At 44.2% G+C, this 26,203-nt stretch carries 21 protein-coding genes; 1 reads left to right on the forward strand and 20 read right to left on the reverse strand.

From position 1 onward, the window contains the following. Nucleotides 1–70: 70 nt before the first annotated feature. The 5 genes from prfB to BN3795_RS05965 all read right to left on the reverse strand — a co-directional run bounded on the left by prfB (nucleotide 71) and on the right by BN3795_RS05965 (nucleotide 5,554). Nucleotides 71–1,181, reverse strand: a protein-coding gene (gene prfB / locus BN3795_RS05945; protein WP_110945040.1) for a peptide chain release factor 2 whose coding sequence is annotated in 2 segments (ribosomal slippage) — nucleotides 71–1,108 and nucleotides 1,110–1,181 — 1,110 coding nt in all. Because the reading frame shifts where the segments join, the coding sequence is not laid out codon by codon here. Between the two features lie 129 nt (nucleotides 1,182–1,310). Next, nucleotides 1,311–3,818 carry a preprotein translocase subunit SecA gene (gene secA, locus BN3795_RS05950; RefSeq protein ID WP_068783792.1) on the reverse strand — a complete coding sequence of 836 codons (2,508 nt, stop codon included), beginning with the start codon at nucleotides 3,816–3,818 and terminating at the stop codon, nucleotides 1,311–1,313. A 222-nt stretch (nucleotides 3,819–4,040) separates the two neighbouring features. Beyond that, the gene (gene hpf, locus BN3795_RS05955; RefSeq protein WP_068783793.1) at nucleotides 4,041–4,592 is read right to left on the reverse strand and encodes a ribosome hibernation-promoting factor, HPF/YfiA family; all 552 of its coding nucleotides are present in this window, start codon (nucleotides 4,590–4,592) and stop codon (nucleotides 4,041–4,043) included. 130 nt (nucleotides 4,593–4,722) lie between these two features. Then, a complete protein-coding gene (locus BN3795_RS05960; RefSeq protein WP_068783794.1) occupies nucleotides 4,723–5,229 on the reverse strand; it encodes a VanZ family protein in 507 nt (168 codons plus the stop codon). A 127-nt stretch (nucleotides 5,230–5,356) separates the two neighbouring features. Beyond that, on the reverse strand, nucleotides 5,357–5,554 hold the full coding sequence (locus tag BN3795_RS05965) for a cold-shock protein (protein WP_009225364.1): 198 nt from the start codon (nucleotides 5,552–5,554) through the stop codon (nucleotides 5,357–5,359). A 355-nt stretch (nucleotides 5,555–5,909) separates the two neighbouring features. Between BN3795_RS05965 and BN3795_RS05970 the strand changes: the two genes are divergently transcribed. Further along, nucleotides 5,910–6,731 carry a TylF/MycF family methyltransferase gene (locus tag BN3795_RS05970; protein WP_068783795.1) on the forward strand — a complete coding sequence of 274 codons (822 nt, stop codon included), beginning with the start codon at nucleotides 5,910–5,912 and terminating at the stop codon, nucleotides 6,729–6,731. Nucleotides 6,732–6,849: 118 nt separating this feature from the next. On the opposite strand, the gene BN3795_RS24990 is transcribed toward BN3795_RS05970, so the two are convergent. The 15 genes from BN3795_RS24990 to flgL form a co-directional block, all read right to left on the reverse strand. Beyond that, complete coding sequence (locus BN3795_RS24990) at nucleotides 6,850–9,591, reverse strand: glycosyltransferase family protein (protein WP_110945041.1); 2,742 nt, start codon at nucleotides 9,589–9,591, stop codon at nucleotides 6,850–6,852. 32 nt (nucleotides 9,592–9,623) lie between these two features. After that, the gene (locus BN3795_RS05980) at nucleotides 9,624–10,955 is read right to left on the reverse strand and encodes a UDP-glucose dehydrogenase family protein (protein ID WP_068783796.1); all 1,332 of its coding nucleotides are present in this window, start codon (nucleotides 10,953–10,955) and stop codon (nucleotides 9,624–9,626) included. 44 nt (nucleotides 10,956–10,999) lie between these two features. Next, nucleotides 11,000–12,883 (reverse strand): glycosyltransferase, encoded by a 1,884-nt coding sequence (locus BN3795_RS05985; protein ID WP_068783797.1) that lies wholly within the window; start codon nucleotides 12,881–12,883, stop codon nucleotides 11,000–11,002. Between the two features lie 64 nt (nucleotides 12,884–12,947). Continuing rightward, complete coding sequence (locus BN3795_RS05990) at nucleotides 12,948–14,831, reverse strand: glycosyltransferase family 2 protein (RefSeq protein WP_110945042.1); 1,884 nt, start codon at nucleotides 14,829–14,831, stop codon at nucleotides 12,948–12,950. An 8-nt stretch (nucleotides 14,832–14,839) separates the two neighbouring features. After that, on the reverse strand, nucleotides 14,840–15,928 hold the full coding sequence (locus BN3795_RS05995) for a glycosyltransferase family 2 protein (RefSeq protein ID WP_068783799.1): 1,089 nt from the start codon (nucleotides 15,926–15,928) through the stop codon (nucleotides 14,840–14,842). A 101-nt stretch (nucleotides 15,929–16,029) separates the two neighbouring features. Then, nucleotides 16,030–20,250, reverse strand: a complete 4,221-nt coding sequence (locus tag BN3795_RS06000; RefSeq protein WP_068783800.1) for an IPT/TIG domain-containing protein — start codon at nucleotides 20,248–20,250, stop codon at nucleotides 16,030–16,032. A 17-nt stretch (nucleotides 20,251–20,267) separates the two neighbouring features. Continuing rightward, nucleotides 20,268–20,609 carry a hypothetical protein gene (locus BN3795_RS06005; protein ID WP_068783801.1) on the reverse strand — a complete coding sequence of 114 codons (342 nt, stop codon included), beginning with the start codon at nucleotides 20,607–20,609 and terminating at the stop codon, nucleotides 20,268–20,270. Continuing rightward, nucleotides 20,602–20,994: a flagellar export chaperone FliS gene (gene fliS / locus BN3795_RS06010; protein WP_068783802.1), complete on the reverse strand. Its 393-nt coding sequence runs from the start codon at nucleotides 20,992–20,994 to the stop codon at nucleotides 20,602–20,604. The genes BN3795_RS06005 and fliS overlap by 8 nt, the downstream gene beginning before the upstream one ends. A 46-nt stretch (nucleotides 20,995–21,040) precedes the next feature. After that, nucleotides 21,041–22,519, reverse strand: a complete 1,479-nt coding sequence (gene fliD, locus BN3795_RS06015; RefSeq protein ID WP_068783803.1) for a flagellar filament capping protein FliD — start codon at nucleotides 22,517–22,519, stop codon at nucleotides 21,041–21,043. Nucleotides 22,520–22,534: 15 nt separating this feature from the next. Further along, nucleotides 22,535–22,870 (reverse strand): flagellar protein FlaG, encoded by a 336-nt coding sequence (locus BN3795_RS06020; protein WP_068783804.1) that lies wholly within the window; start codon nucleotides 22,868–22,870, stop codon nucleotides 22,535–22,537. A gap of 75 nt (nucleotides 22,871–22,945) precedes the next feature. Further along, nucleotides 22,946–23,794, reverse strand: coding sequence for a flagellin N-terminal helical domain-containing protein (locus BN3795_RS06025; RefSeq protein ID WP_068783805.1), 849 nt, complete (start codon nucleotides 23,792–23,794; stop codon nucleotides 22,946–22,948). A 165-nt stretch (nucleotides 23,795–23,959) separates the two neighbouring features. Then, nucleotides 23,960–24,199, reverse strand: coding sequence for a carbon storage regulator CsrA (csrA, locus tag BN3795_RS06030; protein WP_068783806.1), 240 nt, complete (start codon nucleotides 24,197–24,199; stop codon nucleotides 23,960–23,962). Then, nucleotides 24,177–24,635 (reverse strand): flagellar assembly protein FliW, encoded by a 459-nt coding sequence (gene fliW / locus BN3795_RS06035; protein WP_068783807.1) that lies wholly within the window; start codon nucleotides 24,633–24,635, stop codon nucleotides 24,177–24,179. Before fliW ends, csrA begins: the two co-directional genes overlap by 23 nt. Nucleotides 24,636–24,711: 76 nt before the next feature. After that, nucleotides 24,712–25,284, reverse strand: a complete 573-nt coding sequence (locus BN3795_RS06040) for a DUF6470 family protein (protein WP_068783808.1) — start codon at nucleotides 25,282–25,284, stop codon at nucleotides 24,712–24,714. A gap of 11 nt (nucleotides 25,285–25,295) precedes the next feature. Then, the gene (gene flgL, locus BN3795_RS06045) at nucleotides 25,296–26,198 is read right to left on the reverse strand and encodes a flagellar hook-associated protein FlgL (protein ID WP_068783809.1); all 903 of its coding nucleotides are present in this window, start codon (nucleotides 26,196–26,198) and stop codon (nucleotides 25,296–25,298) included. Nucleotides 26,199–26,203: the final 5 nt, after the last annotated feature.

Consider the following 26,203-nt stretch of genomic DNA (forward strand, 5'->3'; position numbering starts at 1 on the left):
CCAAGCGTGGCCAAGGTGGGTCGTATCCCTAAAGCTCCGGTGGGGTGGTGCGCCGTGCGCTCCCCGCCGATCAGCTCTCCGTCTTAATCTGGCTGCGCAGATACCCGTCGATAAAAGCGTCCAGATCCCCGTCCATCACCGCGCCGACATTCCCTGTCTCCACGGAAGTCCGGTGATCCTTGACCATGCTGTACGGGTGGAACACGTACGAGCGGATCTGGCTGCCCCAGGCGATGTCCGACTGCTCGCCGCGAATTTCGTCGAGCTCGCGCTGCTGCTCCTCGATCTTGCGTTCGTACAGCTTGGAGCGGAGCATCGTCATCGCCCGTTCGCGGTTCTTGATCTGCGAGCGTTCGTTCTGGCACGTCACGACAATCCCCGTCGGGATGTGAGTGATCCGCACGGCCGAGTCGGTCGTATTGATGTGCTGGCCGCCAGCGCCGCTCGCGCGATACGTATCGATTTTCAAATCCTCGGTACGGATTTCAACCTCCACGTCATCGCTGATCTCGGGCACAACGTCACAGGAGACAAAAGACGTGTGCCGGCGTCCGGAAGCATCAAACGGCGAGATGCGCACCAGCCGGTGCACGCCCTTCTCCGCCTTCAGGTAGCCGTAAGCGTTGTAGCCCTTGATCAGCAGCGTCACGCTCTTGATCCCGGCTTCGTCGCCCGGCAGATAGTCCAGCGTCTCGACCTTGAAGCCGCGTTTCTCCGCCCAGCGGGTGTACATCCGCAGCAGCATTTGGCCCCAGTCCTGGGACTCCGTGCCGCCCGCGCCGGGATGCAGCTCGAGAATCGCGTTCATTTTGTCGTACGGCTGGTTGAGCAGCAGCTGAAGCTCGAACTCCTCCAGCTTCTTCACAAGCGCCGCGACCGCATCCGCGATCTCACTGACCAGCGATTCGTCGCCTTCTTCTTCGGCGAGCTCGGCCATCATTTCCAGCTCGTCATATTCGTTCTGCAGCGCCGTGTACTGGTCCACGGAGGATTTCACCGCATTCATCTCGGCGATGAGCCCCTGGGCTTTCTCATTGTCGTCCCAGAAGTCCGGCGCTGCCATTTTCTCCTCATAGTTGGCGATCATCTCTTGCTTCAGATCTAAGTCAAAGAGACCCCCTAAGGTTGGTTAATTTCTTCGCGATTTCGCGCATGTCCTGTTTCACGTTCGGATCGATCATACGTGGGATCACCTTTCTTTGTTCGGATTCGCTGCCCTAACGGGCAAAAACGGGCAACCCGGGGATTCCCAGGCCACCCGCTGTATCTGCTGACTTCAGGCTTTACTTCGCAATCAAAAGATGACCTTGTTAAGCGTTTTGGCCGTGGCAGTGTTTATACTTCTTCCCGCTGCCGCACGGACACAGGTCGTTGCGTCCAACGGTATCGCCGCGTTTCACCGGGCGTTTCTCCGCCGGCTCGCCGCTGGTGGAGATTTTATCCTCGTCCACCACCGCTTGGCGCTCCTGGTTCGTTTCGACTTGCGCCTTCATGATGTAGGTCGCGACTTCTTCCTGAATGCTGGCGATCATCGCGTTGAACATCTCGTAACCTTCAAATTGATACTCGCGCAGCGGATCGGTACCGCCGTAAGCCCGGAGGTGAATCCCTTGACGCAGCTGATCCATGGCGTCGATATGGTCCATCCACTTGCTGTCTACGGCGCGAAGGGCGATGACCTTCTCGAACTCACGGACCATTTCCGGACCGATCGCTTCTTCCCGCGTATCGTATTTGGTCAGCACGCGTTCAAAAATGTACTCGACCATCTCGTTCGGCTCTTTGCCCCACAGGTCGTCTTTCGATACGGCACCTTCGTCCAACAGCTTGCTGTTGACGTAATCCGCCACCTCTTGCAGCTCCCAGTTCTCCGGCAGCTCGTCAGCGGTATGGGCTTCAACAACCCGCTCAATGACCGGCTTGATCATATCGAGAATGATCTGCTTGATATTCTCCGATTCCAGCAGCTCGCGGCGCTGTTTGTAAATGATCTCGCGCTGTTGGTTCATCACGTCGTCATATTGCAAGACGACTTTACGCACGTCGAAGTTGTTGCCTTCAACGCGTTTCTGTGCCGATTCGATGGCCCGGGTGATCATCTTGCTCTCGATCGGCTGGTCTTCCTCAAAGCCAAGGCGGTCCATCATGTTCAGCACGTTATCCGCGCCAAACCGCTTCATCAATTCGTCGCCCAGCGACAGGTAGAACTGCGTAGAACCCGGGTCGCCCTGACGGCCGGCACGGCCGCGCAACTGGTTATCAATCCGGCGCGATTCGTGGCGCTCGGTACCTATGATATGCAGGCCGCCTAAATCGGCCACGCCTCCGCCGAGCAAAATGTCGGTACCACGACCCGCCATGTTGGTGGCAATCGTTACCGAACCCGGTTCCCCGGCGCGGGAGATGATTTCTGCTTCCTCCGCATGATACTTCGCGTTCAGCACCTTATGCGGGACGCCTTTGCGCTTCAGCATTTCCGATACGCGTTCCGAGTTCTCGATGGAGATCGTACCGACAAGCACCGGTTGATTTTTCTTATAGCGTTCAACGATTTCCTCTACAACCGCCTTGAACTTGCCGTCGACGCTCTTATACACGACGTCCGGCATATCGACGCGTTGGTTCGGACGGTTGGTTGGCACTTGCAGCACTTCAAGGCCGTAAATTTTCTTGAATTCCTCTTCCTCCGTCTTTGCCGTACCGGTCATCCCGGCCAGCTTGCGGTACATCCGGAAGTAGTTCTGGAAGGTGATCGTCGCCAGCGTCATGCTCTCGTTCTGAACCTCGATGCCTTCTTTGGCTTCGATCGCCTGATGCAGACCGTCGCTGTAACGGCGGCCCTGCATGATCCGGCCGGTAAATTCGTCGACGATCAGCACTTCATCTTCAGTTACGACGTAGTCAACGTCGCGGCGCATGATGACATTGGCTTTCAGCGCCTGCACCACGTGGTGGTTCAATGTTACGTGTTTATGATCGTACAAGTTATCAATGCCGAAGACGCGCTCCGCTTTGGCGACCCCTTTCTCGGTCAGCGAAACGGCCTTCACTTTAATATCTACGGTATAGTCCTCTTCCGGCGTCAACGTCTTCACGAACCGGTCTGCTGCATAATACAGCTCGGTCGATTTCTGCGCCTGGCCGGAAATAATGAGCGGTGTCCGCGCTTCATCAATAAGAATGGAGTCCACTTCGTCAATAATACAGAAATACAGCGGTCGCTGAACCATCTGTTCTTTATAAAGCACCATGTTATCGCGCAGGTAGTCAAACCCGAATTCGTTGTTCGTTCCGTACGTGATGTCGCAAGCGTACGCTTCTTGTTTCTGATTATGCTCCATGCCGTTCAGGTTCACCCCAACGGTCATGCCGAGGAAGTTGTAAATCTGCCCCATCTGCTGGCTATCGCGTTGTGCCAAGTAGTCGTTGACGGTAACGACGTGCACGCCTTTCCCCAGGAGCGCATTCAAATAAACCGGCAGGGTTCCGACCAGCGTTTTCCCTTCACCGGTTTTCATCTCCGCGATTCGGCCTTCGTGAAGCGCCATACCGCCGACCAACTGCACATCGAAGTGACGCATGCCCAGCGTGCGCTTGGAGGCTTCCCGTACCGTGGCAAAAGCTTCCGGCAGCAGGTCATCCAGCGTTTCGCCTTTCTCGATCCGTTCCCGGAACTCGGCGGTTTTCGCCTGCAACTGCTCGTCCGAAAGTGCCTCAAATTGCGGCTCCAATGAATTAATATGATCTACCGTCTTCATCAGACGTTTGACATCACGTTCGTTCGTGTCGCCAAAAATCTTCTTTACTATTCCCAGCATGATTTACCCCTTTCACGCATAAACAGATGATTTGCCTAAATTGTAACAGTTTGTAAGGCACGCCGCAACACGCTCCGTCACGTCTGCACTGCGGTAAAGCGCCCTTCTATACGAATAAAGAGCCCTATCCGCGGGCGGATAAGGCTCGTTTCCTTTGCGTTCGGATCACAGGAATTACCACCTGGTTCAACCGATCGTCATCAATCTACGACCCGCTGGGAGCTAATCCTGCTCGATCAAACCGTATTTGCCATCATTGCGCTTGTAGACAACGTTGACTTCTTTGGTGTCGATGTTCGAGAAAACGAAGAAGTTGTGTCCTACCATATTCATTTGCAAAATCGCTTCCTCTACGTCCATCGGCTTCAAGGTGAAGCGTTTCGTACGGACCACTTCCAGCTCATCGTCGCTTTCATCCAGCGCCACGGAGCCTGCGGTCGCGCCCTCTACAAAGAGGCTGTTCTTCACGCCCTTCTGGCGCAGCTTACGGTTGATTTTCGTCTTGTGCTTGCGGATTTGACGTTCGAGCTTGTCCACAACCGCATCAATCGATGCGTACATGTCGTCGCTGCGGTCTTCCGCGCGAAGCACAACGCCAGTCAGAGGAATCGTTACCTCGACCGCGTGCAAACCTCGTACCACACTTAATGTGACAGTACCGTCAGAGGTGGGGGGTGCATCAAAGTACTTGTCAAGCCGGCTGAGCTTCTTGTCTACGTAGTCACGCAAGGCCTCAGTCACTTCAATCTGCTGTCCTCGAATACTAAAATTCATAGGGCACTCCTCCTTTGCTTTGCACCTTCATTATATCATGGCGTAAAGGCAAAGTAAAAAATGTTAAAGGGGAGTAAAGCGCCCCCGAACCGTTCATCCAAGGGGTGGAATTCGCATATCCACCGTGCTGTCAGGCGCGGCGCTGCCTCCCGGATCCCCGCCAGCGATTCAATAACATCGTGAACGCCGCGCCGCAGGCAGCCCCAACTGTATCGAGCACCACATCCTGCACCAAGGCCGTCCGCCCCGGGGTGAGGCTCTGGTGCAGCTCGTCCGTGCAAGCATAAAGGAACGCGATCAGGATCGCGTAGAGGAGACGCCGGCGGGTGGAGCGCACACGTCCACCTAAAGCGTATACCAGGAAAGCCGCCAGCAAGGCATAACTTCCGAAGTGCGCTGCCTTGCGGATGAAGAACTCGATAAAGCTCGCCCCGCCCACGCTGGCCACGCTGATCTCATGCCCGCCGTAGCTGAACCGGATCCCGCCGAACCAGTCGGCGATCGTATGGTCGGAGGTATTCTTTTCGATCTCCGGTACCAAAGACTGCTCCTGATAAGACTGCGAAGAGAACCCAAACAGGATCGCCATCATCGCGATCGCCGGCAACCAGCGCAGCCAGGGTCTAAGGTTATGCATGGAGGTCACCTCGATGGTTTGTGAAATGAGTACATAAGAAAACCCCGGGTTCCCCCGGGGAGTGCTAGCGAATCTTTAATTGTTAACCATCGTACCGTTCATATGTAGGTCGGCTCTGCCGGGATGATTACAGTTTGATTACGTTAGCGGCTTGTGGACCACGAGCGCCTTCAACGATTTCGAACTCGACGGATTGGCCTTCTTCCAGCGTCTTGAAGCCTTCGGCTTGAATTGCGGAGAAGTGTACAAATACGTCGCCGCCTTCTTCAGTTTCGATGAAACCGTAGCCTTTTTCTGCGTTGAACCATTTTACTTTACCTTGCATGCACTAACATTCCCTTCATTATCAAATAAGAGTGTGATCCTTGTAACCAAGCCCCACATTTCTGACTATACCACCCGAACTTATCCAGTGTCAATTACCAAGGAAAAGGTTTTATTGTAAGGAATTTGTAAAGTTTTGTCGGATTTTAGTCAGAGACCGTTGTATGAGACTGGCTACTGTTAAACCTTATTAACCGGGAAGGGAGAATGTGAAACCGACAACCATCAAAATACCGAATAATCTTATCTCTAAGAAAAATAATATTATAATTCATCTTGAACCTTCCGATATTAGTAATGAAGAAAAAGGTGACAAATTTCGTTTATAAAAATTCTACTACGAAAGGAAAATTCTAATGATTACCCATAACAACCCTGCAAGAAACCTCTATCTAGAAATGTTAAAGAAAACAATTTTGGGTGAAATCTGGCTAGAAGATCTGGAATACGGACCAGTCCCATCAAATATTAGAATCCCCGAAGAGCTTATTAACGAACTAGCAAAACTTAATTTGGAAATCCTACAGAGGATTGCTCCTAACAAGGAAAAAAGACGAGAAGGACTTGATTGGCCTCTACTTGCCCACAGTATGATCGGAAGGCTACGTCTTAATAATTTACATGAATGTATGGAAACAGTAGTTAATGAGTCTATTGAAGGTGATTTTATTGAGACCGGCGTATGGCGTGGCGGCTCTTGCATCTTCATGAGAGGGTTTCTAAAAGCCAATGAAATTCACGATCGCAATGTATGGGTAGCTGACTCGTTTGAAGGTTTGCCCAAACCAGAACTCGACAGATTCCCTCAAGATGCGGGGGACATTCATCATACATTTGATTTCTTGAAGGTTTCCCTGGAGGAAGTTAAAGAGAACTTCGCGAAGTATGACCTGCTAGATGACCAAGTTTTATTTTTAAAAGGGTGGTTTAAAGATACTTTGCCGACTGCACCCATCAAACAAATAGCCATAGCTCGTTTGGATGGTGACATGTATAGTTCTACCATGGATGGTTTGATCAATCTTTATGATAAAGTTACCTCTGGAGGATTTATAATTATTGATGATTATGGTTTACCAAATTGCAAAAAGGCAGTGACAGACTTCAGGAACGCCAGAGGGATCACCTCTCCGTTGGAAACCATCGATAAATATGGGGTTTTTTGGAGAAAAATATAATATTCATAGATCTTTCCTTTGAAACTGGTGGCCCAGCCCCAGTTTCAAAGGTTTTTTGTAGAAAAGAGGGATACTCTTTTCCACATTGATATGGACACATAAGCACTCCCAGAAAAACTTACTTTGTTATTATCCCCTGCAAGATCGAATGTATTGTCTGGATAAAAGTAGTTGCTCTATGACGGTAAGTATGCTTATCAATTACTTCTTGCGCATACTTTCTCGCCATCTCCTTACGTAATTGAGGGTTCTCGAGATAGAAATGGATTAAGCTCTGTAGCTCTTCTCGTGAATCGTAAGTCACAATACCATCACCAAACACTTCTTCAATGCCCCGTACATGGTCTGATATGATGAAAGCCTCCGCAGCTAAAGCATCAAAAATTCGATTAGATATAAACCCTTTATCCCGCATATCATCCCAATGATCATTGAGCAATATGTCACAAGAACTATAATATTGGCTTAGTTCATGATTAGGAATATAACGCCCTTTGATATATTTAGGATCGACATAGGATTCCCAACCATTTCCGTAAATATGCAAGTCATAATCGGTAGGCAATAGATCTTTAATAACTTTCCGGTGAACGAATCGCGAGTTACCGACAAATAATAACTGAATGTGCTTATTCAGCAGACCCTGTTCATTAAACAACTCTGGATCGGTGCATTGCAGCATACTTTCTACAGGAACATGGACTGTCGGATTTATTTGATCTGCCCAGAAATCAGAAGCGATAAATACGTAGTCGTATTGGTTCATTTCATTGATGTCCACCAAATCAGGATGCGATATATTCCACATAATATTTATATGCCGGCGTTTGGGTTCGTAAGCGTGCAACCCTCTTAGAACAATAACGACATTAAAATCCTCGTCTTCCCCGTTGTACCAATCGGGGTATACTTGAATAATTGCCTCATGCCCCAGAAGCTGAAACTGCTTTTTCAAGCCCAAAGCCATGTGATAATCTCCCCATAATTGCATCGTTTCACGGTCGGCGGCGATTTTAATGGCAATCCGATACTTACCTGTATTAGCTATCCATTTCTCCCGAATCACCGCGATCATCTGATGAATTTCTTCATCCAACTCATCGTCTTTAATTTGTTGGAGATAACTCAAAGCTAGTTTATATTCTGTAGCTTCAAATAGAATGTAGCCTAAGTTGAACAATGTATCTTTATCTTGAGGAGCTAACGATAGAGCCTGTGAAAGTAACGGAATGATATACTCAGACAAACCTCTCTTATAGAATTCATTAACCAAACAATTGTAGGTATCTATTTGATTAATTGTATTTTCTTCTACTAGTCTAATAATTTCATGGAGCCCCACGTTATTTTCAATAATGTTCTCTATGAACTTCTGAGACACTTCGTCATTCACCAACTCAGAGTTCATTAGTTTAATAAGCTCACTTAATTCCACAAATGGATTACTGTTGTAGGACTTAACCAAGTATTGATATACTCTGTACTGTTGATCAAGATTAGTGGAAAATGACTCCCCTCCTAAATTGCTCAATTCAGCCAGTCCCCTAATCCACTTTTCATCTTCATCGGGTATCAAAATAGTTTTCGCACGAATCTCCGTGTTAAAATATTCTGCTTCTTCAAACATTTTCTGAATTTCACGCAATGTAAAGAAACGAATGTGCGTTCGATCCATGAGTCCTCTGTCTTCGTATTCCCACTTACCCAAAATTGTATTTCTTAAGACAGTATAATGCATAACATTTGGAATACTAGCGAGTAATTTACCATTTTTCTTCAAATGTTTTTTTAACTTTTTCACAACTTTCCAGGGGTCGTATAGGTGCTCAAGGACATCCGGGAAAAGAATATAATCAAAGTAGTTCTCTTCATAATCAATTTCATTTTCAACATTTTCTGCCGTAACTCTAGCAAACGTTGACGCGATTTTTGCGGCAGCTTCGTTTAATTCGATCCCGTATAACTCCGCATTCTTGTACCTGTTCTTTATATCTAATAGTGTGGCCCCACACGCGCAACCCACTTCTAAAACTCTAATCGTTTCATTTACATCATGACTATCCAATAGAGATAAAAGGTCGGTACGGACATAGCTAGAATAACGCCCATCGAAGCCCCATTTATCCTTGAACTTCTTTTTATTAGAAGACATCATATTATTGTGTTGTTTAAATACACCCGTGGAAGTCACACCGGCATAATGATGAACGAAAACATCCTTACATAGCACTAATTTATAACCGGCCGAAATCATTCGGAAACAATAATCGTCATCTTCAAATAAGCCTAGAGAGAAATCTTCATCAAAAAGGCCAATTTTTTGAATGACTTCACGTTTAACTAGCAATAAAAATCCATACAAATTAACCCGATTTTCCCATCGCTGTGAATTCGAAATGTTGTTATTCCGGGCAAGATTGAACATCTGTTCTAAGTTTTGATAATTCACTACAACACTTTGACTGTCCGCATTATTACTGATTGGGCCAACAGCCCCAACCTCTTCCGAACTATACAAACCAGCCAACAGATTGTCAAGCCAATTTTCAGTAACAATCACATCATTATCCAAAAAGGCAAGTGTTTCACCGTTGGATACTTCAATCCCCTGATTATATCCTCTGGCGATCCCTTCATTCTGACTATTGTACACAGCAATAATATCTTCCTGATCAAGCAACCAATTTTTAGTTCCATCAAACGATCCGTTATCAATGACAACAAGCTCATACTTAGATTTATCCGTATATTGCCGGATACTCTCAATGCACTGTTTAGTATACTCGAGATTATTGTGACATAAGATAATGATACTTGTCTTCTTCATAAATTGCTCATTACAGTAAGCATTGCTGGTCATCGTTTGTACCTACTCTCTCTATTTCAATATAATCAACTCAAAATATTTTGTGTCTCCAAGTAAACACTTGGTCGTCCTATGGAATGATATTCTACCCTCTGAGTCTGTGCATAGACTTTATCAAAACAATTTCTCCCGTCGAAAATGATGGGACGTCTCATATAAGTACTAAATTGCTCCAAACCATATTGCTTAATTTCAGGCCATTCAGTAAGAATAAACACACAGTCTGCCCCAAGGATTGCACCTTCAATAGTTTCTGAAAAATCGACACTAAGGGGTAATACGCGCTTCGCATTTTCAATGGCAATCGGATCATAAGCGACTACCTTCGCACCAAGATTGATTAGTTCCGAGATGATCGGAACGGATGCCGCTTCTCGCATATCATCCGTATTTGGTTTAAATGCTAGTCCAAGTACTGCTATGGATAAATCTTTCAAAGAACCAAAGCGTTCTTTCGCTTTTTCAATCAATTTTTTATGTTGCTTTCTATTCACTTCAATCACTGATTTTAATAACTCAAAGTCATAATTTGCATTCCCTGCAATTTGCATAAGGGCATTGGTATCCTTTGGAAAGCATGAGCCCCCATACCCTATTCCCGCATTCAAAAAATGGGGCCCAATACGTTTATCCATCCCCATGCCTTTAGCTACTTCAGTTACATCCGCATCCAATTTTTCACACAAATTAGATATCTCGTTAATAAAACTTATTTTGGTTGCAAGAAATGCATTAGAAGCGTATTTAATCATTTCAGCGCTGCGAATGGAAGTCCTGAATACAGGAACCTTGAATGGTGCGTTAATTTCCTCAATCAAATCTGCCGAAAACTTATTATCCGCACCGATAATGATTCGATCTCCATTAAACGTATCATGAATGGCCGAACCTTCCCGCAAAAACTCCGGGTTAGAAACGACGTCAATATCTATATTTCCATTTGTTTTGTTGTACTCAATAATATCTCGAATTCGATCGTTTGTTCCGATAGGCACAGTACTTTTTGTAACGATGACTGTATCATTTTCAATATGCTCCGCAATAGCTATCGCCGCTTTTTCCAAAGCTCTTAAATCAGCGGTCCCATCCATATTTGAAGGGGTTCCAACTGCAATATAAATTGCTTTGGAGCCGGCTAGACCTGTTTTATAACTAGTTGTAAATGTGAGCCTATTTGCTGCTAAGTTAGTTATAATTAATTCTTCAAGTCCAGGTTCATAAATTGGAGCTATACCATCTTGCAACATCTTTACTTTTTTCTCGTCGACATCGATACAAGTAACGTTATGACCGACTTCGGCTAAACAAACTCCTGTTACTAGGCCAACATACCCTGTTCCTATAACGGTTATTCTCACTAATAATCACTCCAAGGTTTTGTGAAATATCATGCTACCCTACACTACTCTTTTGAAGTAATCAGTTGAACTAAACCATGGATACTGGATACTAGCTCCTGATCGCTCCAGTTACCTTGTACAGCCGCTTGACCCAATTTATGGATATTTTGAATGGCCTCCATGCTAAAGCACGGGTTTCCAAAACCGAAAGCATTATTTTTAGCGATTACCAAATCTTGCTTTGCCTCTTCCAACAATCCGCGTGCCGCATAAACCAATGCCCTTTCAATAAATGCCTCAAGCATTAGAGTAACATTATCTGATTGAAAGATCTCTTTATACATTTCGTTAATCGGTACGTTTTGATATAGCTTTTTAAAAATGACTTGCTCATATTTAGCAGTTTTGGAGACGAGCTCATTAAAGGTAACGGGTTCATTTGCTGATCCTCTATGACCAGTGTGGACTCGATATCTCACTGTCGGGACCGGAAGGTACTCCATCTCGAAAACTAATGCCATCCTTAACCAAAAGTCATAATCTTGAGCCCTTACAAGCTGCGGATCCCACCCTCCTAATTGATCAAGACAGCTTTTTCTAAAAATAACGGTAGGACCATGTACGAAACACCCTCGCATCAGCAACCTAAAATCCAATTTATTATTTATTGGTGATAGGTCATGGACCCTTATGACTTGACCATTAATGTCATTAAAATCAACTGAACGGCTATGAACCATTCCCAAGTCAGGGTTCGCCACGAACCGTTTTAACTGCAGTTCTAATTTTAAAGGAAGCGCAATATCGTCATCATCAAATACCCAAATAAACTCTCCATTTGCATAATGAATAGCTTCATTGAGCGCAGAAGATTTACCGCCATTTTCTTTATAGACATACTTAATATGGTCTAAGTACGGAAAAAGCTCATCCTTTGGAGATTCCAATGATCCATCATCTACTACGATTATTTCAATATTTTTGTGCGTTTGATGCAGTACAGATTGTACTGTCTCGGCGATATATTCTTTTCGATTGTACGTAGGAATTATCACCGTTACTAATTGATGACTTTTAGGGAGACTATATGGTTGAGGGAGAAAATATGATTTAATTTCATATATAGAAGTTTCTTCATATTTTTCAAAAGGCTTAATTAGAGTTCCCATGATCCATTCCTCTGATATGCGGTGACTCCATTGCAACGATTGCCCAATTGAAAATTCAACTAGATTATTCAATATTTTCTTCGTGAATATATTATTCGTTGTTGAAGTCGGAAGAGAATATCCATTCGGCACGCTAATAATGATGGTGCCCCCAGGTTTGCAAACTCTATATGCTTCAATAATGACTTTCTTTGGATCATCAACTTGTTTCAGAACATCTCCAATAACAATTGTATCAAATAAATTACTTTTAAAATCCAGCCCGTACGCATTTCCAAGCTGAAAATGGCATGTATCAATGCCAAGTTTTGCGGTTTTATGTCTTGCTAGATCAATTGCGACAGCCTCAATGTCAATCCCGTAAAGTTGAGATCCATGGCAGGCGATAAAGATTGAGAGATCACCGCTGCCGCATCCTATCTCTAATACATCTCCATAGCATTGCGAAGCGATCTCTGCCATTCTTCTTAGTTCTTGTTGAGTTTGAATTTTTCGATAACTGTCCCATTTCTGTTCAAAATATGGATTATTAATATACTTCAATACTTCAAGGCTAATATTAGGCTGCTCTAAATGCTTGGAAAATGATTTACACTTGTTAAGATACCATTCAGCAACTTCATCATTTCCAACAATCATAGAAAGCAAACCTAAACAGAAATCTATATCCTCATCTTCGGGATGAGAGACAAGCTCATTGAAACAATGCTCGTAAGCTTTCCCCGGATTCTTCTGTTTGATCGACTCAAATACTTTATTAACTAGTTCACTCTTCATTCAATTGTATCTCCTGTCTAAGTCAACCATTAATATGCAAATAAATTTATTGATCATGCAACCATTAGTTGAAAAGTTGATGTTTCATCCACGTAGAAACTACATCCCAATCCATCATTTTCCCAAGAATAAATTTAATTGTATCCACATCATTTAGATGGATTGCCAAGTTACAGATGTGAAAGGCTACTTCTGAATTAGGTTTAATCTTATAGGCTTCCTGATAATAATACAAACTGTCTTCCCAAGAATTCAAATGTCTTAGCGTTTTGGCTGCCAGAAGATTTATATGAAACTTGTCTTCTTGGTTTGATCCTTGCACAAGAACCTCTAGTAGAATTTCATAAAAACCGTAATCATATAATACTTGAGCAAGTACAAGACGCATTTGTGGAGTAGAAAACTGTTTGGTGAAATAATCCAAGAACTCGTATTTTTGAATTTTCAGAAGATCAGAGAGCAAAATATAAACCATTTCTCTGAATTCGCGTGAAAATTCACCGCATTTGATATCTTGCATCTCGCAAAACGCTAACAACGCCCTTTTCTCCTCATGACGAAGGGAAATTGTTCCGAGATAGCGATCTAACAATTGTTTATTCTTCTGAGCCACACTCAATAATAATACGTCTCTCAAATTCTCTTCCTTGCACTCTTGTTTGTTAGTCCAATACTCCTCAGCCGCAGCAAAATCACCTGCCACCATATTGATAAAAGCCATTACTTCTTGATCACAATCTACGTTGTACCTGTCCAAAAAATAGTGAATTGCCGGGTGCCTTAACTGGTATAAAGCATAAATTAATTGCTGAAGCACTTCTTGATTCTGAGGCCAAAGAACTGTAATTTGATCAAATATTTTACGAGCATCAATATTCCGATTAAAATCCAAATAGCTCTTCAGTAACCCCATAACCCTAGGCGCTTGAGATATTGCCTGATTTAAATATGCTTCGGACTGTTCAAAATTGAAATTCATGTAAGCTATTTCGGCCAACCTCGCATTTGCAAGGTAGCTGCCTGTTCCTTCATACGTATTAAAATGTACACTTGGGTCACTATCACCTGTCTTGATGCATTCTTCGAAACATTCCTGTGCATCAGGCAAGTAACCTATCTCCTGATAAATCAAACCTTCATAATACTTGAATTCCACGTAATCAGGATAAAGCTGAAATGAGTCATTAGCGATTGATAACGCATCTTTGAATTGTTTGACCAACATTAAACTTTGTATCATGCCAAGAAGAAGTCTCTTGGTAAACGTAAACTCGCCGCCATAATTATATGCCTTCTTATACGCATCGACGGCTTTCCGATATTCTCCCATGGTGAAATATTGCTGTCCTAAATTAAAATAATTAAAAGCAGAGGGGTTATCTTTGATTTCTGCATATAATATTTTTAGGTTCCGCTCTTTTTTTCCCTTTGAATTCACAATTTGATTTAAATAACCATCATGATGAATCGTAACTTGACTCAAAACAGCAGAGCTTCTATGCCAATTTGTAGTAATATTAATTTGTTCATGTAGTGCCCCCTCATATCTTAATTCCGGAATATTCCGGAATAAACGAGGGAACTTATGAACCTCCGCCAACCCTCCGCCCAGATCATTACGAATAGGTATATAATAAATCTCCTTATCCAGTCGCTGGTTTAATTCATGGACAGGATCATCTATCCACTCGTCGGCATCCAATTGCAAGATATATTCACCAGTGGCCTGCTCAATCGCATAATTTCTTGCATTGGCAAAGTGGTTATCCCATTCATAATAAAATAATTTTGCATCATATTTATTAACAAGCTCCAAGGTGCGATCAGAAGACCCAGTGTCAACAATGATGACTTCATCCACTAAAGGAGCTACGCTATTCAAGCATCGTTCTATACAGCGTTCCTCATTTTTGACAATCATACATAAAGATACAGTAGGTTTATCCATGTTGCCTCCTAAGACAGATGAGTTAGGCGAGACCGAGCCTGTGCAAAACCTAATTCACTGCTTTTCGTATAATGGTATCTTGCCTTGTCCGTATTGCGAGTCAGTTCATAGTAAAGTCCCAAATTATAGTGAGCAAGATAGGTTCCAACCCCTTGTTGAGTCTCATAATAGCTGGAATTTGACTCCCCTAACTCAATGCACTTTTCAAATGCATCCGGGATTAATTGGAATACCTCCACATTTTTCATTTCTATCAGGGCACTTCCATATATATAATATAAATCGGTATAATCCGGGTAAGTCTTTAGGGCAACTTCAATAAGTGAGAATAATTCAGTCCACTTTCGTTCTCTTAGATAAACCCAAGCCAAATTGTGAATAATACTAGGATAGAAACGGAAACTTTTATTCGAACTTTTATAAGCCTTTTCCAAATAAGGTAACGCCTCTCTATCCTGCTTGTTAACTGAGTAAGTTCTGCCAATCTGAAACAAGGTGTATGCGTCCTGAGGATTTTCAACGAGTTGTTTAAATAACAAATCAAGATTCCTATTTATTTTCTCTTTATTACATATGGCTTGTTGGATATATCCAAAATGAAGAAGTTTAATATTTGTTGAATATGTCTCAGGCATAGCACCTCTATATAATAATTGTTCGTGAATGCGCCCCGAATACTGAAATTCTGGAGCATTGGGAAATAAGCGCGTAATCTGTGTTGTCGTATATCTACCATCACTCATCTTATTTCGGATCTCTACTCTTCCTGCTCTATGAGGATCCTGCTTCAGTAATGCTATTCCATTCTCCAGGTCTACTGACTCAGCGTCCATTAGCCGCTCGTCTGCGTCCATCATTAAGATATAAGGCTGGGTTGCGTATCCAATCAATTCATTTCTGGATTGTCCAAAATGATTGGCCCAATCCCCGCGTTTAACCAGCGCCCCTTCTCTTGTTGCTATTTCAATAGTAAGATCTGAAGAGCCAGTGTCAAGAACGACTACCTCCTCAACATACGAGATAACTGATCGAATACATTCACGAATGTCATTCGCCTCGTTTTTCGCCAAGATGCACACAGTTATTGGTGATTTCACTGTTTGATCCCCCAACATTCTATATTCGACACAATAAAAACAGGTGCCTATCTATAAACTATAGACCCGGCACCTGTTTCTTACAAACAAAAACACAAACGTTAGATATAAGTGAATCCATCAACCAGTGTTCCCGATTGTCCATCAGGATTAATTATTTTAACTGTCACTGGTCCGGTTATCGTCGAAGCTGGAACTTTGATTCTAAGCTGAGTCGAGCTCAAGTAAGTTGCAGCAACAACTACGCCATTGATTTCAACAGTAGCTCCGCTTTGGATATTGGTTCCATAAATGGTTGCCACATAACCCCCATTTTTACTACCGCTTTTAGGCGATACACTAACTACCGTTGGAGCTGGCTTAGGTGCAGGTGAAGTATAAACATATCCTCCGCTCAGCACTTCTGAATCTTGTCCATCAGGATTCGTTACTTTTACATCAACAGCACCTGCTGCAGTCCAAGCGGGGACCTTAATCCGAAGCTGTGACGCACTTAAATAAGTAGCAGCTATGGCTTGCTGATCAAAGTATACGACGGCGCCGGTTCTAAAGTTGCTTCCGTTAACCGTGACGGTTCCTCCGCCTGTATTCAATCCTGTGTTTGGAGATAAACTGGTTAAAGTTGGAGCCGGATCTTGTCTAAAGGTAAAACTGTCCACTAGTTCGGCGGACTGTCCGTCTGGGTTTATCACTTTTACTGTAACCGTCTCTGGAGCTGCCCAAACAGGTGAACTTACCCGCAATTGGGTTTTACTTAAAAATGTTGAAGACACCTCTTTATTTCCGAAAACAACCTTCGCACCGTTAACAAAATTATCACCGCTTATTGTAATAACACTACTCGTCGAGGCTAAAGCCGAATTAGGCGATAACGAATTCAACGTAGGTGCTGGAGGTGGCGGCGGAGTCAAATAGGAAAATCCACCTTGAAGTACTCCGAACTTCCCATCAGGATTCACGACTTTAACATCCACTGATTCTGCAGTTGACCATGCAGGTGTTTTGATTCTAAGTTGTGAAGCGCTTAAGAAGGTAGCTGCTATCTGCATATCATTAAAATAGACTACAGCGCCACTTTCAAAGTTTTGACCACTCACCGTTACTATAGCACCGCTTCCAGGAAGTTCTGCGGAATTCGGCGATACCGAGGTAACTACTGGATTTGGTTTCTCAGGTGGTGCAATAAAGGTAAATGCGTCATTCAATGTAACTGATTGCCCATCCGCAGCAATGACTGATACTTTCACGGATCCGGCTGTCGGCCAAGCCGGCGTTTTTATTCTATATTCAGAGGAAGATAATAAAGTCGCAGCAACAACGGTATCCTCAAATTTCACTACAGAATTAGCTGTGAAATTGCTTCCTTTAATTGACACCGTCGTACCACCTTGTTGTGGTCCACTGTTAGGCGTTAAACCGGTAATAACAGGGGCTGGCGGCGGTGGCGGCGTTTCAAAGGTATACCCTCCAGCTATCACGGCCGATTGATTATCGGGATTCACTACCTTGACATCCACGGTCTCAGCGGCACTCCAGGCCGGTGTAGTAATCCGCAATTCACTTGCTGTAACGTACGTAGCACTAATCTCCTGTTCAGCGAAGAACACCTTCGTACCGTTTTTAAAGTTGCTTCCTGTTAACTTGACTGACGTACCGCCATTCACCGGTCCGACATTCGGTGTAACGGAAGTAAGTGTCGGGCCAGGTATAGGCTCATACTTATAGCCATTCGGAAGATCTACCATTTGATTGTCAGGATTGACGATTTTTACGGTCACGTATTCTGGCGACGCCCAAGCCGGAGCCAATATGCGAATTAACGAATTACTAACAAACGTATAACTAAGCTCTTTCTCATCAAAATACAACTTCAAACCGTTTGTAAAATTCGAACCGTTAATGGAAACAATATTTCCTCCTGTGACCGAGCCTGATGAGGGAGAAATGCTGGTAATCTTCGGGGCAGGCGGCGTCGGTAGCGGTAAATACTCGAATGCATCCGGCAAACTAATAACTAATCCACCCGAAGTTTGAATTTTAACATCTACCTTTTCCGGAGTTGACCATACAGGCGAAGTAACGGTAATTTTCGCTCCAGTTTGAGATACAACCGGCAATTCCTGATCGTCAAAGAATACCTTCAAATCACTTGGGAAGTTGGCACCATTAATGGTAACCGTGGTTCCACCGCTAACTAATCCGTTAACCGGTGAAATCGACGACAGGGTTGGATCAGGCGGTGCCAGATACTCAAATACGTCCTGCAGCTCTACTTGCTTTCCGTCTGGATTAACAATCTTCAGCGATACCTTCTCTGCTTTTGGCCATGCCGGTGCTCTCAGACGGATCTCAGCGGTGCTGACATAAGTGTATGAGGTCTGTTCCTGGCCTCCCCAGAACACTTGCATTCCGGATTTTAAATTACTCCCCTTTACAATTACGATCGTTCCTCCGGCCATCGGGCCTGAAGAAGGGGTTACAGAAGTTACGGCAGGGTCCAGATCCTCATAAGTATAACCATCTTGCAACATAGCTTGCTGTCCGTTTGGATTCACAACTTTTACATCCACAATATCCGCTTTCGCCCAAACCGGGGTAGTTAAAGTTATTTTCTGGCTTGACACAAAGGTGGAATTTACCAGAGTGGAATCAAAATACACTTTCGCTCCGTCAACAAACCGCTCGCCAGTAAGTTTGACCTGCTCACCACCGCTTCTAATTCCGGTATTCGGTTCAATTGAGATGATTTCAGGGCCTTTAATGTATGTAAATGCATTAACTGCCGTTACTGTGGTTCCGTCAGGATTGTTTACCGTTACATCAACCGGAATGGCTGATGCCCCTGCAGGCGAAACAACCTCTAATGAAGTCGCTCCCGATTTTGTCACAGTAGCCTTGACGCCGCCGAACAGAACCTCGGCACCCGTCATGAAATAGTTCCCGCTGATAACGACTTTGGTGCCGCCCTCAATGGGGCCCTCATTTGGAGTTATACTTGAAATCACGGGGAACGCATAATAGCGATAGTTGGCCGTTGCAAATTGCCCATCGTCATTGGTTATTTTAATGGTCGCATTTCCTTGAACACCCGGAGGAGCAGTAACCACCAACTCATTTGAACTAATAAATTGGACAGATGTCGCCGTGGCACTTTCAAAGCTCACTGTTGGATTAGGTCTGAAATACTGTCCTTTTATGACAACTTGCTCGCCGCCCTGAATTAGCCCATTGTCTTTCTCGACAGATGTAATAATTGGAGCATAATGTTTTACGTTAATCATCGGTTGAGGGACCGTATATTGATGTTGTGTGCCCAAATAATTCTTATACTGGACATCAATATTCTGGCTTCCCGCCGGCAATTCGCCTACCACTGCGCCTGATTTATGTCTTATTTTATACTTGAAAGTCAGGAGTTCATTTTTAAGTTCAAGGAATTTCCAAGAAATTGTATTGCCGTTAACAGTTGGCTGCGGTATATTATCTTTGTATGAATCTGGAACAATTTCGAATTCCGGGGATATGGAGTCAGTAACAAGTACGTCATATGCACTGGCTACACCGATTTCTTGAACGATAGCGGCATAGATTTCCGCCAGTCCCACCGAACCTAAGACAAAATGATGGTGATGGGCTGTCGTTGCCATATCTTTCATCAGCAAATTAGGTGCGCTGGTGACAGGATCCTCGGTTTTCAGTAAAAGTGCGATCGTATAAAAAACGATGCCTTCGTTCTTGGCGATGGCCGCTTGTTCCAATGCCTTTTGAGTATCGGTTGCTTGACCATCCGTCATCAGAATGATTACCGGCTGAGCATCGGGTCTGTGGTTACTTAATAGCTGCCGTGCTTTTTCGATAGCTAAATTGGTATACGTACTCCCATCTGCTTGAATGCCGTCAACATATTGTTTTAATTCAGTAGGATTGGTTGAAAGGTCTTTATATTTCACGTTAGTTGCAAAGTCGATAATCCCGACCCGGTGTTTGCTGAAATCAACCAAATCGATAAAACCTTTAGCCGCTTCTCTCGCGTTTTTCATTTTATCTTCACCGTTATTGGGTCCATATGAAGATGCCATACTCCCCGAGCGGTCAATGATAAGGATGACGTCATTGGGCTTAACGAAGTTGCTGTCTGGTGTCCCTTGTACATTTAAGGTGACTTCCGTTTCTCCTCCTTCCAAAATATCAGCAGGATTCACCGTTTTCGTTACCTGCACGTTTTCCACTGTGGTCGCAGCATTCGCTGTTGGGAAGCCTGGAAATTGCGCAAACATGAGAACGAATACAAGAAAAAGTAGTATTCCGGATCTTTTTTTCATATAAACCTCCCACGATCTCATTTTTTAAAATCCACAAAAAAGGCGCCGACATTATTGGTATTCGACAGCCTTCCGTAATGATCAGAGACGCGTTTTTTTCTTTCCAGAAGATCAATTTGCTCGACTAACTCACCTTTCTCCAACAAAATGACATTTGTGATTTGCTCATGAATCAACCGTACTTCCGACAATAACTCCCGATCAGAGTCGCTTAATTGCATAGTCATAATACGTTCAAACAACAATGTAATATCCGACTCATATAACTGATACTGATCAAAGCACGGATGATCCATAACTTTGCGGTAAAGAAAAAGAAGTTGCTCTACAGGGTTAATGGCTTGCTCTTCCCTAGGCATTTTCTTTTTTTCCGCCCGTCTTCAATGATATTAAAGCTTGTTTCCAGGTTGTTGCCAAGTCCCGGGCAAACTCCAAAGTATCATTTAGAATGGCCTCGTCTCTTTTGATGATAAATTCTGCGATGTAACGACTATAAAACTCATATAACGACCGCAAGTCCTTCGCAATATCATAATCCATGTTCAAAGTCACGATTAATTCGTTTAGAATTACCCGAACTTTATGTATCGGTTCATTCATGACTTCAAACTGATCTTGAGAATATAACTTTTTGGCAAGGAGCAATGATTTGACCATTTCCTGATATAACAGCAAGGTTAATTCTCCGGGACTCGCCGTTTCTACTTGAACTTTCAAATATTGCTGTTGTTGTGCGTAGTGCATAGTTATCCTCTCTCCATCAGTCATTTTATTTATTGTAGCAAAGTGGTTAGCCTAACTGGGAAGATAGCCACGAGCTCTGATTATTCAACTTTTGCAGCGCCTGTTCCATAGCTGCAAATTGTTTGTAATAACGGTCCTCGATAGTTTGCAGTTTGGTCTTCCAATTCGATTCTTGTTCCGATAAGGTCTTTAATTGTTTCCCTAATACGCTGTCATCCATAGCTTCGATAGATCCTGTTCCGATCTTTTTCTTAAACATGTCGATCTGATCGTTTGCCACATTAAACAGTCGGTCGGCGATCCCTAATTTGCTTTTACCCGTAGCGGGCGTATCATCAGAATATGCTACGAACAAATTTACTACTTCATTAAAATTGGTATTGACGGCATTCTCAAGCTTGGCTTCGTCAATTTCTAATTTCCCATTTTCCCTCCAATCACTCTTTACCGTGATTCCAATATCCGAAAGCATGTCAATTTGGCCTTTCGGAACATCCAGCGGGGTATTCAAAGCCCTTCTTAGGGATGAAAGCGTATCACGAAGAATGCCATCGTTATACAAAGTTCCTTGACGTGCTTTTTTCTCCCATGCCGTAATCTGAGTTTCCGTCATTTCTTCTTTTTGCTCTGGAGTAAGCGGCTCGTAGTCTCGATTGCGTTTCGTATCCGCGGCAGCAGAATAAAGGTCGATCAAAGAATTGTATTGTGTAACAAAGTCTTTGATTTTATCAACAATCCCGCTCCGATCCGTTACTACCCCGACACTTGCTTCTCCAGGGCTACGCAAAGTAACCTGGACTCCATTGATCGATACGCTGTTCGTTGCTGACTTTATGACCGTAGAGGAGCCATTTACATAATACTTTGCATCTGACCCATTCGCAGTAGAAGAAGAAAGATTGAGAAAGCTCTGTAAACTGGAAAGACTGGTATCAGTCGTATCGTTTGGATCCACATTGGTTAATTCGACCGCCGCGGCATCCCCCGTCTGTGTCGAAGTCAAATAAAGAATGCCGCTCGTATTATCCCAGTTTGCCTTTACTCCAGTTAGCGAGGACTTGCTGTTGATGTCTTTGACGATAGAGTCCACCGTTGATACATCTTTGGTAAAAGCAATCGTGGCTTTTCCGTTAATCGATATTTGGCCGCTAGCACCTATCGCTTGAGTCGAAGAGTCGATTTTACCACTCACTAGTGTAGCAGAAGTAGCAAGACTTTCTACTTTAACGCTGCTAGTTCCGGCTGAAGTTCCGCTTGAAGCCACTTCCAGAACTGAAGAATTGGAAGATGTAGCCGAGGTCTTCTGAAAACTGCTCTCATAACGCAGACTACTTACCGAATTTCGAAAAGACAGCAAAGCCGTGTTCATGTTTTGATAGTCTTCCCTCTGCCATAACGTAAACTGTTTCGATTTTTGTATCTTATCAAGAGGAAGACGTTCCGCCTGCATTAACTTGGTGATGATGCTATCGGTGTCCAGTGTTCCGCTAAAACCAGTTAATCGAATGGGACCATTGATTGCCATTAATCCACCCCTCCTTTACATTTTTTCATCCACAAAAATCCCAACTTTTTGGCTAATGTTGTAAATTAAATCAAGCATTTTTTCACTCGGGATCTCGCGAATAATTTCATTCGTTTCATCCCTCATCACAAGTACCATGATCGTATTTGTTTTCTCATGTACCTTCACTTGGATATGAGTTCCGAGTTGTTCGAGTTTTTTATTGACCGACTCGACAAGTTCCGGAACCGTTTTCTCTTGGGTGGGTTTCGACTTCTCCGCATTTACGTCCAGCGAGGCTTCGTTAGCTAAACTATTGAACCACGGCAGCAAGGATGAATGTGAAGTGTTTGAAGTCGGATCTACCCTCATCACTAATCTCCCATCGCCTACCTAAAGGCCATATTAAAAAAAGCCGACCGGTTCCCCGGCCGGCTCTTAAACCAATTAACGAAGCAGTTGCAGAACGCCTTGCGGTTGTTGGTTCGCTTGGGCCAACATAGCCGTTGCAGCTTGCTGAAGAATGTTGTTTTTCGTGAATTCGGACATTTCTTTAGCCATGTCAACGTCACGAATACGAGATTCAGCTGCCTGCAGGTTCTCAGCCGTCGTTCCCAGGTTGTTGATAGTATGTTCCAAACGATTTTGAACAGCACCGAGGTCGGAACGCATTTGAGATACCGTGTTAATTGCGGCTTGAACGAGGCTCAAGTTACCAGCTGCCGTAGAGTTCAACGCTCCTGCAGCGCTTGTACCCAGGCTTTGCAAACCTGTTGTGCTGCCAAATTCAACACTCAATTGGGTAGCTGTAGCCGACTCAAGAGTCAACGAAATTGTTTCTCCGCCATTTGCACCCACTTGGAACAATACGCCAGTGGTTGTCCCATCCAACAATTTCTTAGTATTGAATTGCGTTTGCGAAGCGATGGAACCGATTTGAGCAGAAAGTTGTTTTACTTCGGAGTCAATTTTCGCAGCATCTGTAGTTGTCAATACTTCGTTAGCGCCTTGTACGTATAGTTCAGCCATACGTTGCAGCATAGAATGAGTTTCGTTCAACGCGCCTTCAGCAGTTTGGATCAAGGAAATACCGTCCAGAGCATTTTTGTTGGCTTGTTCCAGACCACGGATCTGGTTGCGCATTTTCTCGGAAATTGCCAAGCCGGCAGCATCGTCAGCCGCGCGGTTGATCCGGAAACCGGAAGACAATTTTTCCAGGGATTTGCCAGATGCAGAGTTATTGATAGTCAACTGGCGTTGTGTGTTGTATGAACTGATGTTGTGGTTAATACGCATAATAAAATTCCTCCTTGGAATATGTTGGTGATCAGCATCCTTGCTTCACCCTTTGTTTGGTCGATTCATGACTTGCGGCCGTCAATATCATGACATTCGTCCCATATTATCTATATCGGACGCTAAGCGGCATTGTTTAACAGATATCTCGACATTTTTCAAAAATTATTTTTTATCAGGTTGAACCATATTGAGGAGAAGCCTCTCTACCATATCGCCTTTCAACAATGCAGCATCCATGTTTTGCTGCTGAATCGCATGATAGATCTCTTCCCGGTAAATACTAACCTGCTCCGGCGCTTCAATGCCGACTCTTACCTGATCGCCGGAAACTTCCACAATGGAGATCACGATATCGTGATTGATCATGATTTTTTGCCCTTTACTTCTCGATAGGATCAGCATGACCGGCCTCCTGTCCCACAGCGTTCATTATCAAGTATCGGGTCTGATATTCCGAGCGATCCAGTATAATTTGCGCCGCTTCCTTTGTTTTGGAATTCATAATGATCGGGGCCTTCAAATTAATGGAGATGTCGGATGAAGACCTTACCGCAACGATGGAACGTACAACCACTTGTTCTACTTTTTCGATGTGCAATAGGTCTAGCCAGCGCTGCTCAAGAGAAAAGTCATAGTTCAAGTAAAATCGAAAGGGGTCGGTAACTACAAAAGTTAAATGCTCGTCCTCCAAAGATTGAAAAAATTCAAAAGGACCTTGGCCTTCGGAAAGACTGATAAACTGTTTGTATTGCTCGAATCCTAGGATGGGAGAGACGAAAGTCCACGTATTATCGGAAACAGCTTCAATCTCACCAAACCTCGCCGTATTTACGATCACACCAAATACCTCCTTCGTCTCATAAAAATAGCTAGATGAAACCATTATGGGGTCCATATAGCTATAATGAATTCCACTAAACAACTTCGTCTAATTGTCTTCCAGTGGCCGTAATAAATATAAAGTTTTTCTGAATCAAGTATGGATTAACTTTCCCCGGATAATAATCAACAACCGGCTTGCGAAGCTCGGGATCCGCTGTCACTTTACCAGGAAGGTAATTCATCGAGAGAGACCCTGGGGTAAAGGTTACATCAACATTGTCATAATTCGGGGAGCCGCGAAACTCGATCGGCCTATCCTTCAACGCATTTTGCCGGGCAATCTCCGCAAAGGCATTCCCTGGGATATGAAAGGCCATCATTCGGTCACCTGCCTGAGCGATTTCACCGATATTTTGCAAGGACGACTCAAGCGAGCTTTGGGCGACTCGATCCGTAAACTCATCGAACTTGGCTAGTCCTAAGGCTGACCATGCTTTTCTTGCATCAATCTCCAGGGTTCCTTCCGATCGCTGCATTTCCAACTTTCCAGGCTCCTGATGCAAATTCAGTGAAGGTCGGGGTTGCTCTATACTCCAACGTCCTGGAGTGGTCTCTAGCGCGATTTTACTGAACCCCTGTTGAATCTGAATGCGAGGGATTTGCATTTAACCCCCTCCTACCTTAGAAAGTCGAGCAAACTCGGTCTAATGATGCGCGCCATCGTATCCAGCGAAGCCTGATAAATGCTTTCCGCCGTCTTGAGTTCAGTAATCACTGAAGGCATGTCCGCATCTTCTGTCAAAGACTGAAGGGACTGATAGTTTAAATTCAAGTCTCCCAGCCTGCTCATCGTGAATTCAAGCCGGTTTTGCTTTCCCCCCACTTCGGCTTGGGCGGTAATCACATTTTCGAGGTTCTTTTGCAGCTGCGGGATGATATCCTGGATGGCCTGCGTTCCAGCAGCGCTTGTATCGTTTAGAGCGCTTTTAAAACTATCGACAACAGCAAATAATCCTGCCGCATCCCCCGATGCTCCAAATACCTTGTCTCCCAAAAGGTTCACTGAGATATAAATACCCGCTCCGATCTGGTAATCGACCTCTCCCTGATCCAGACTATAAGCCGTGTTGGCCGGATCACTCGGATACGGTTGTTCATTTACACGTTCCCCATTAAAGATATACTTCCCTTTAAATTGCGAGTTTCCGAGGGAAACCAGTTGCTTGTAGAGTTGATCCACTTCTTGGGCTATGTTATTTCTGGCATCAGACGGAACGGTATCCGTGCCGCCTTGTACCGCCAATTCCGACAATCTTTGAATGATAGATGTCGTCTCGGTCAAAACACTATCCGTAAACGCCATCCAAGAATTCGCGTCTTCAGTGTTCTCCTCGAACTTCGTAGTCGAACTAATCTCCGCTCGATACTGCAAGGCGCTGGCAACGCCAACCGGGTCGTCGGAAGGGCGATTGAGGCGGCGGTTGGTCATCATTTGTTCCTGGTATTTGTCCAGACGTTTAAAATTGTTTTGCAGATTGCTCATCATGGAACTGCTCATCATCGATTGAGTAATACGCATTTGTT

Origin of the sequence: Paenibacillus phocaeensis (assembly GCF_900021165.1) — a bacterium.
Classification (GTDB): Bacteria; Bacillota; Bacilli; order Paenibacillales; family Paenibacillaceae; genus Fontibacillus; species Fontibacillus phocaensis.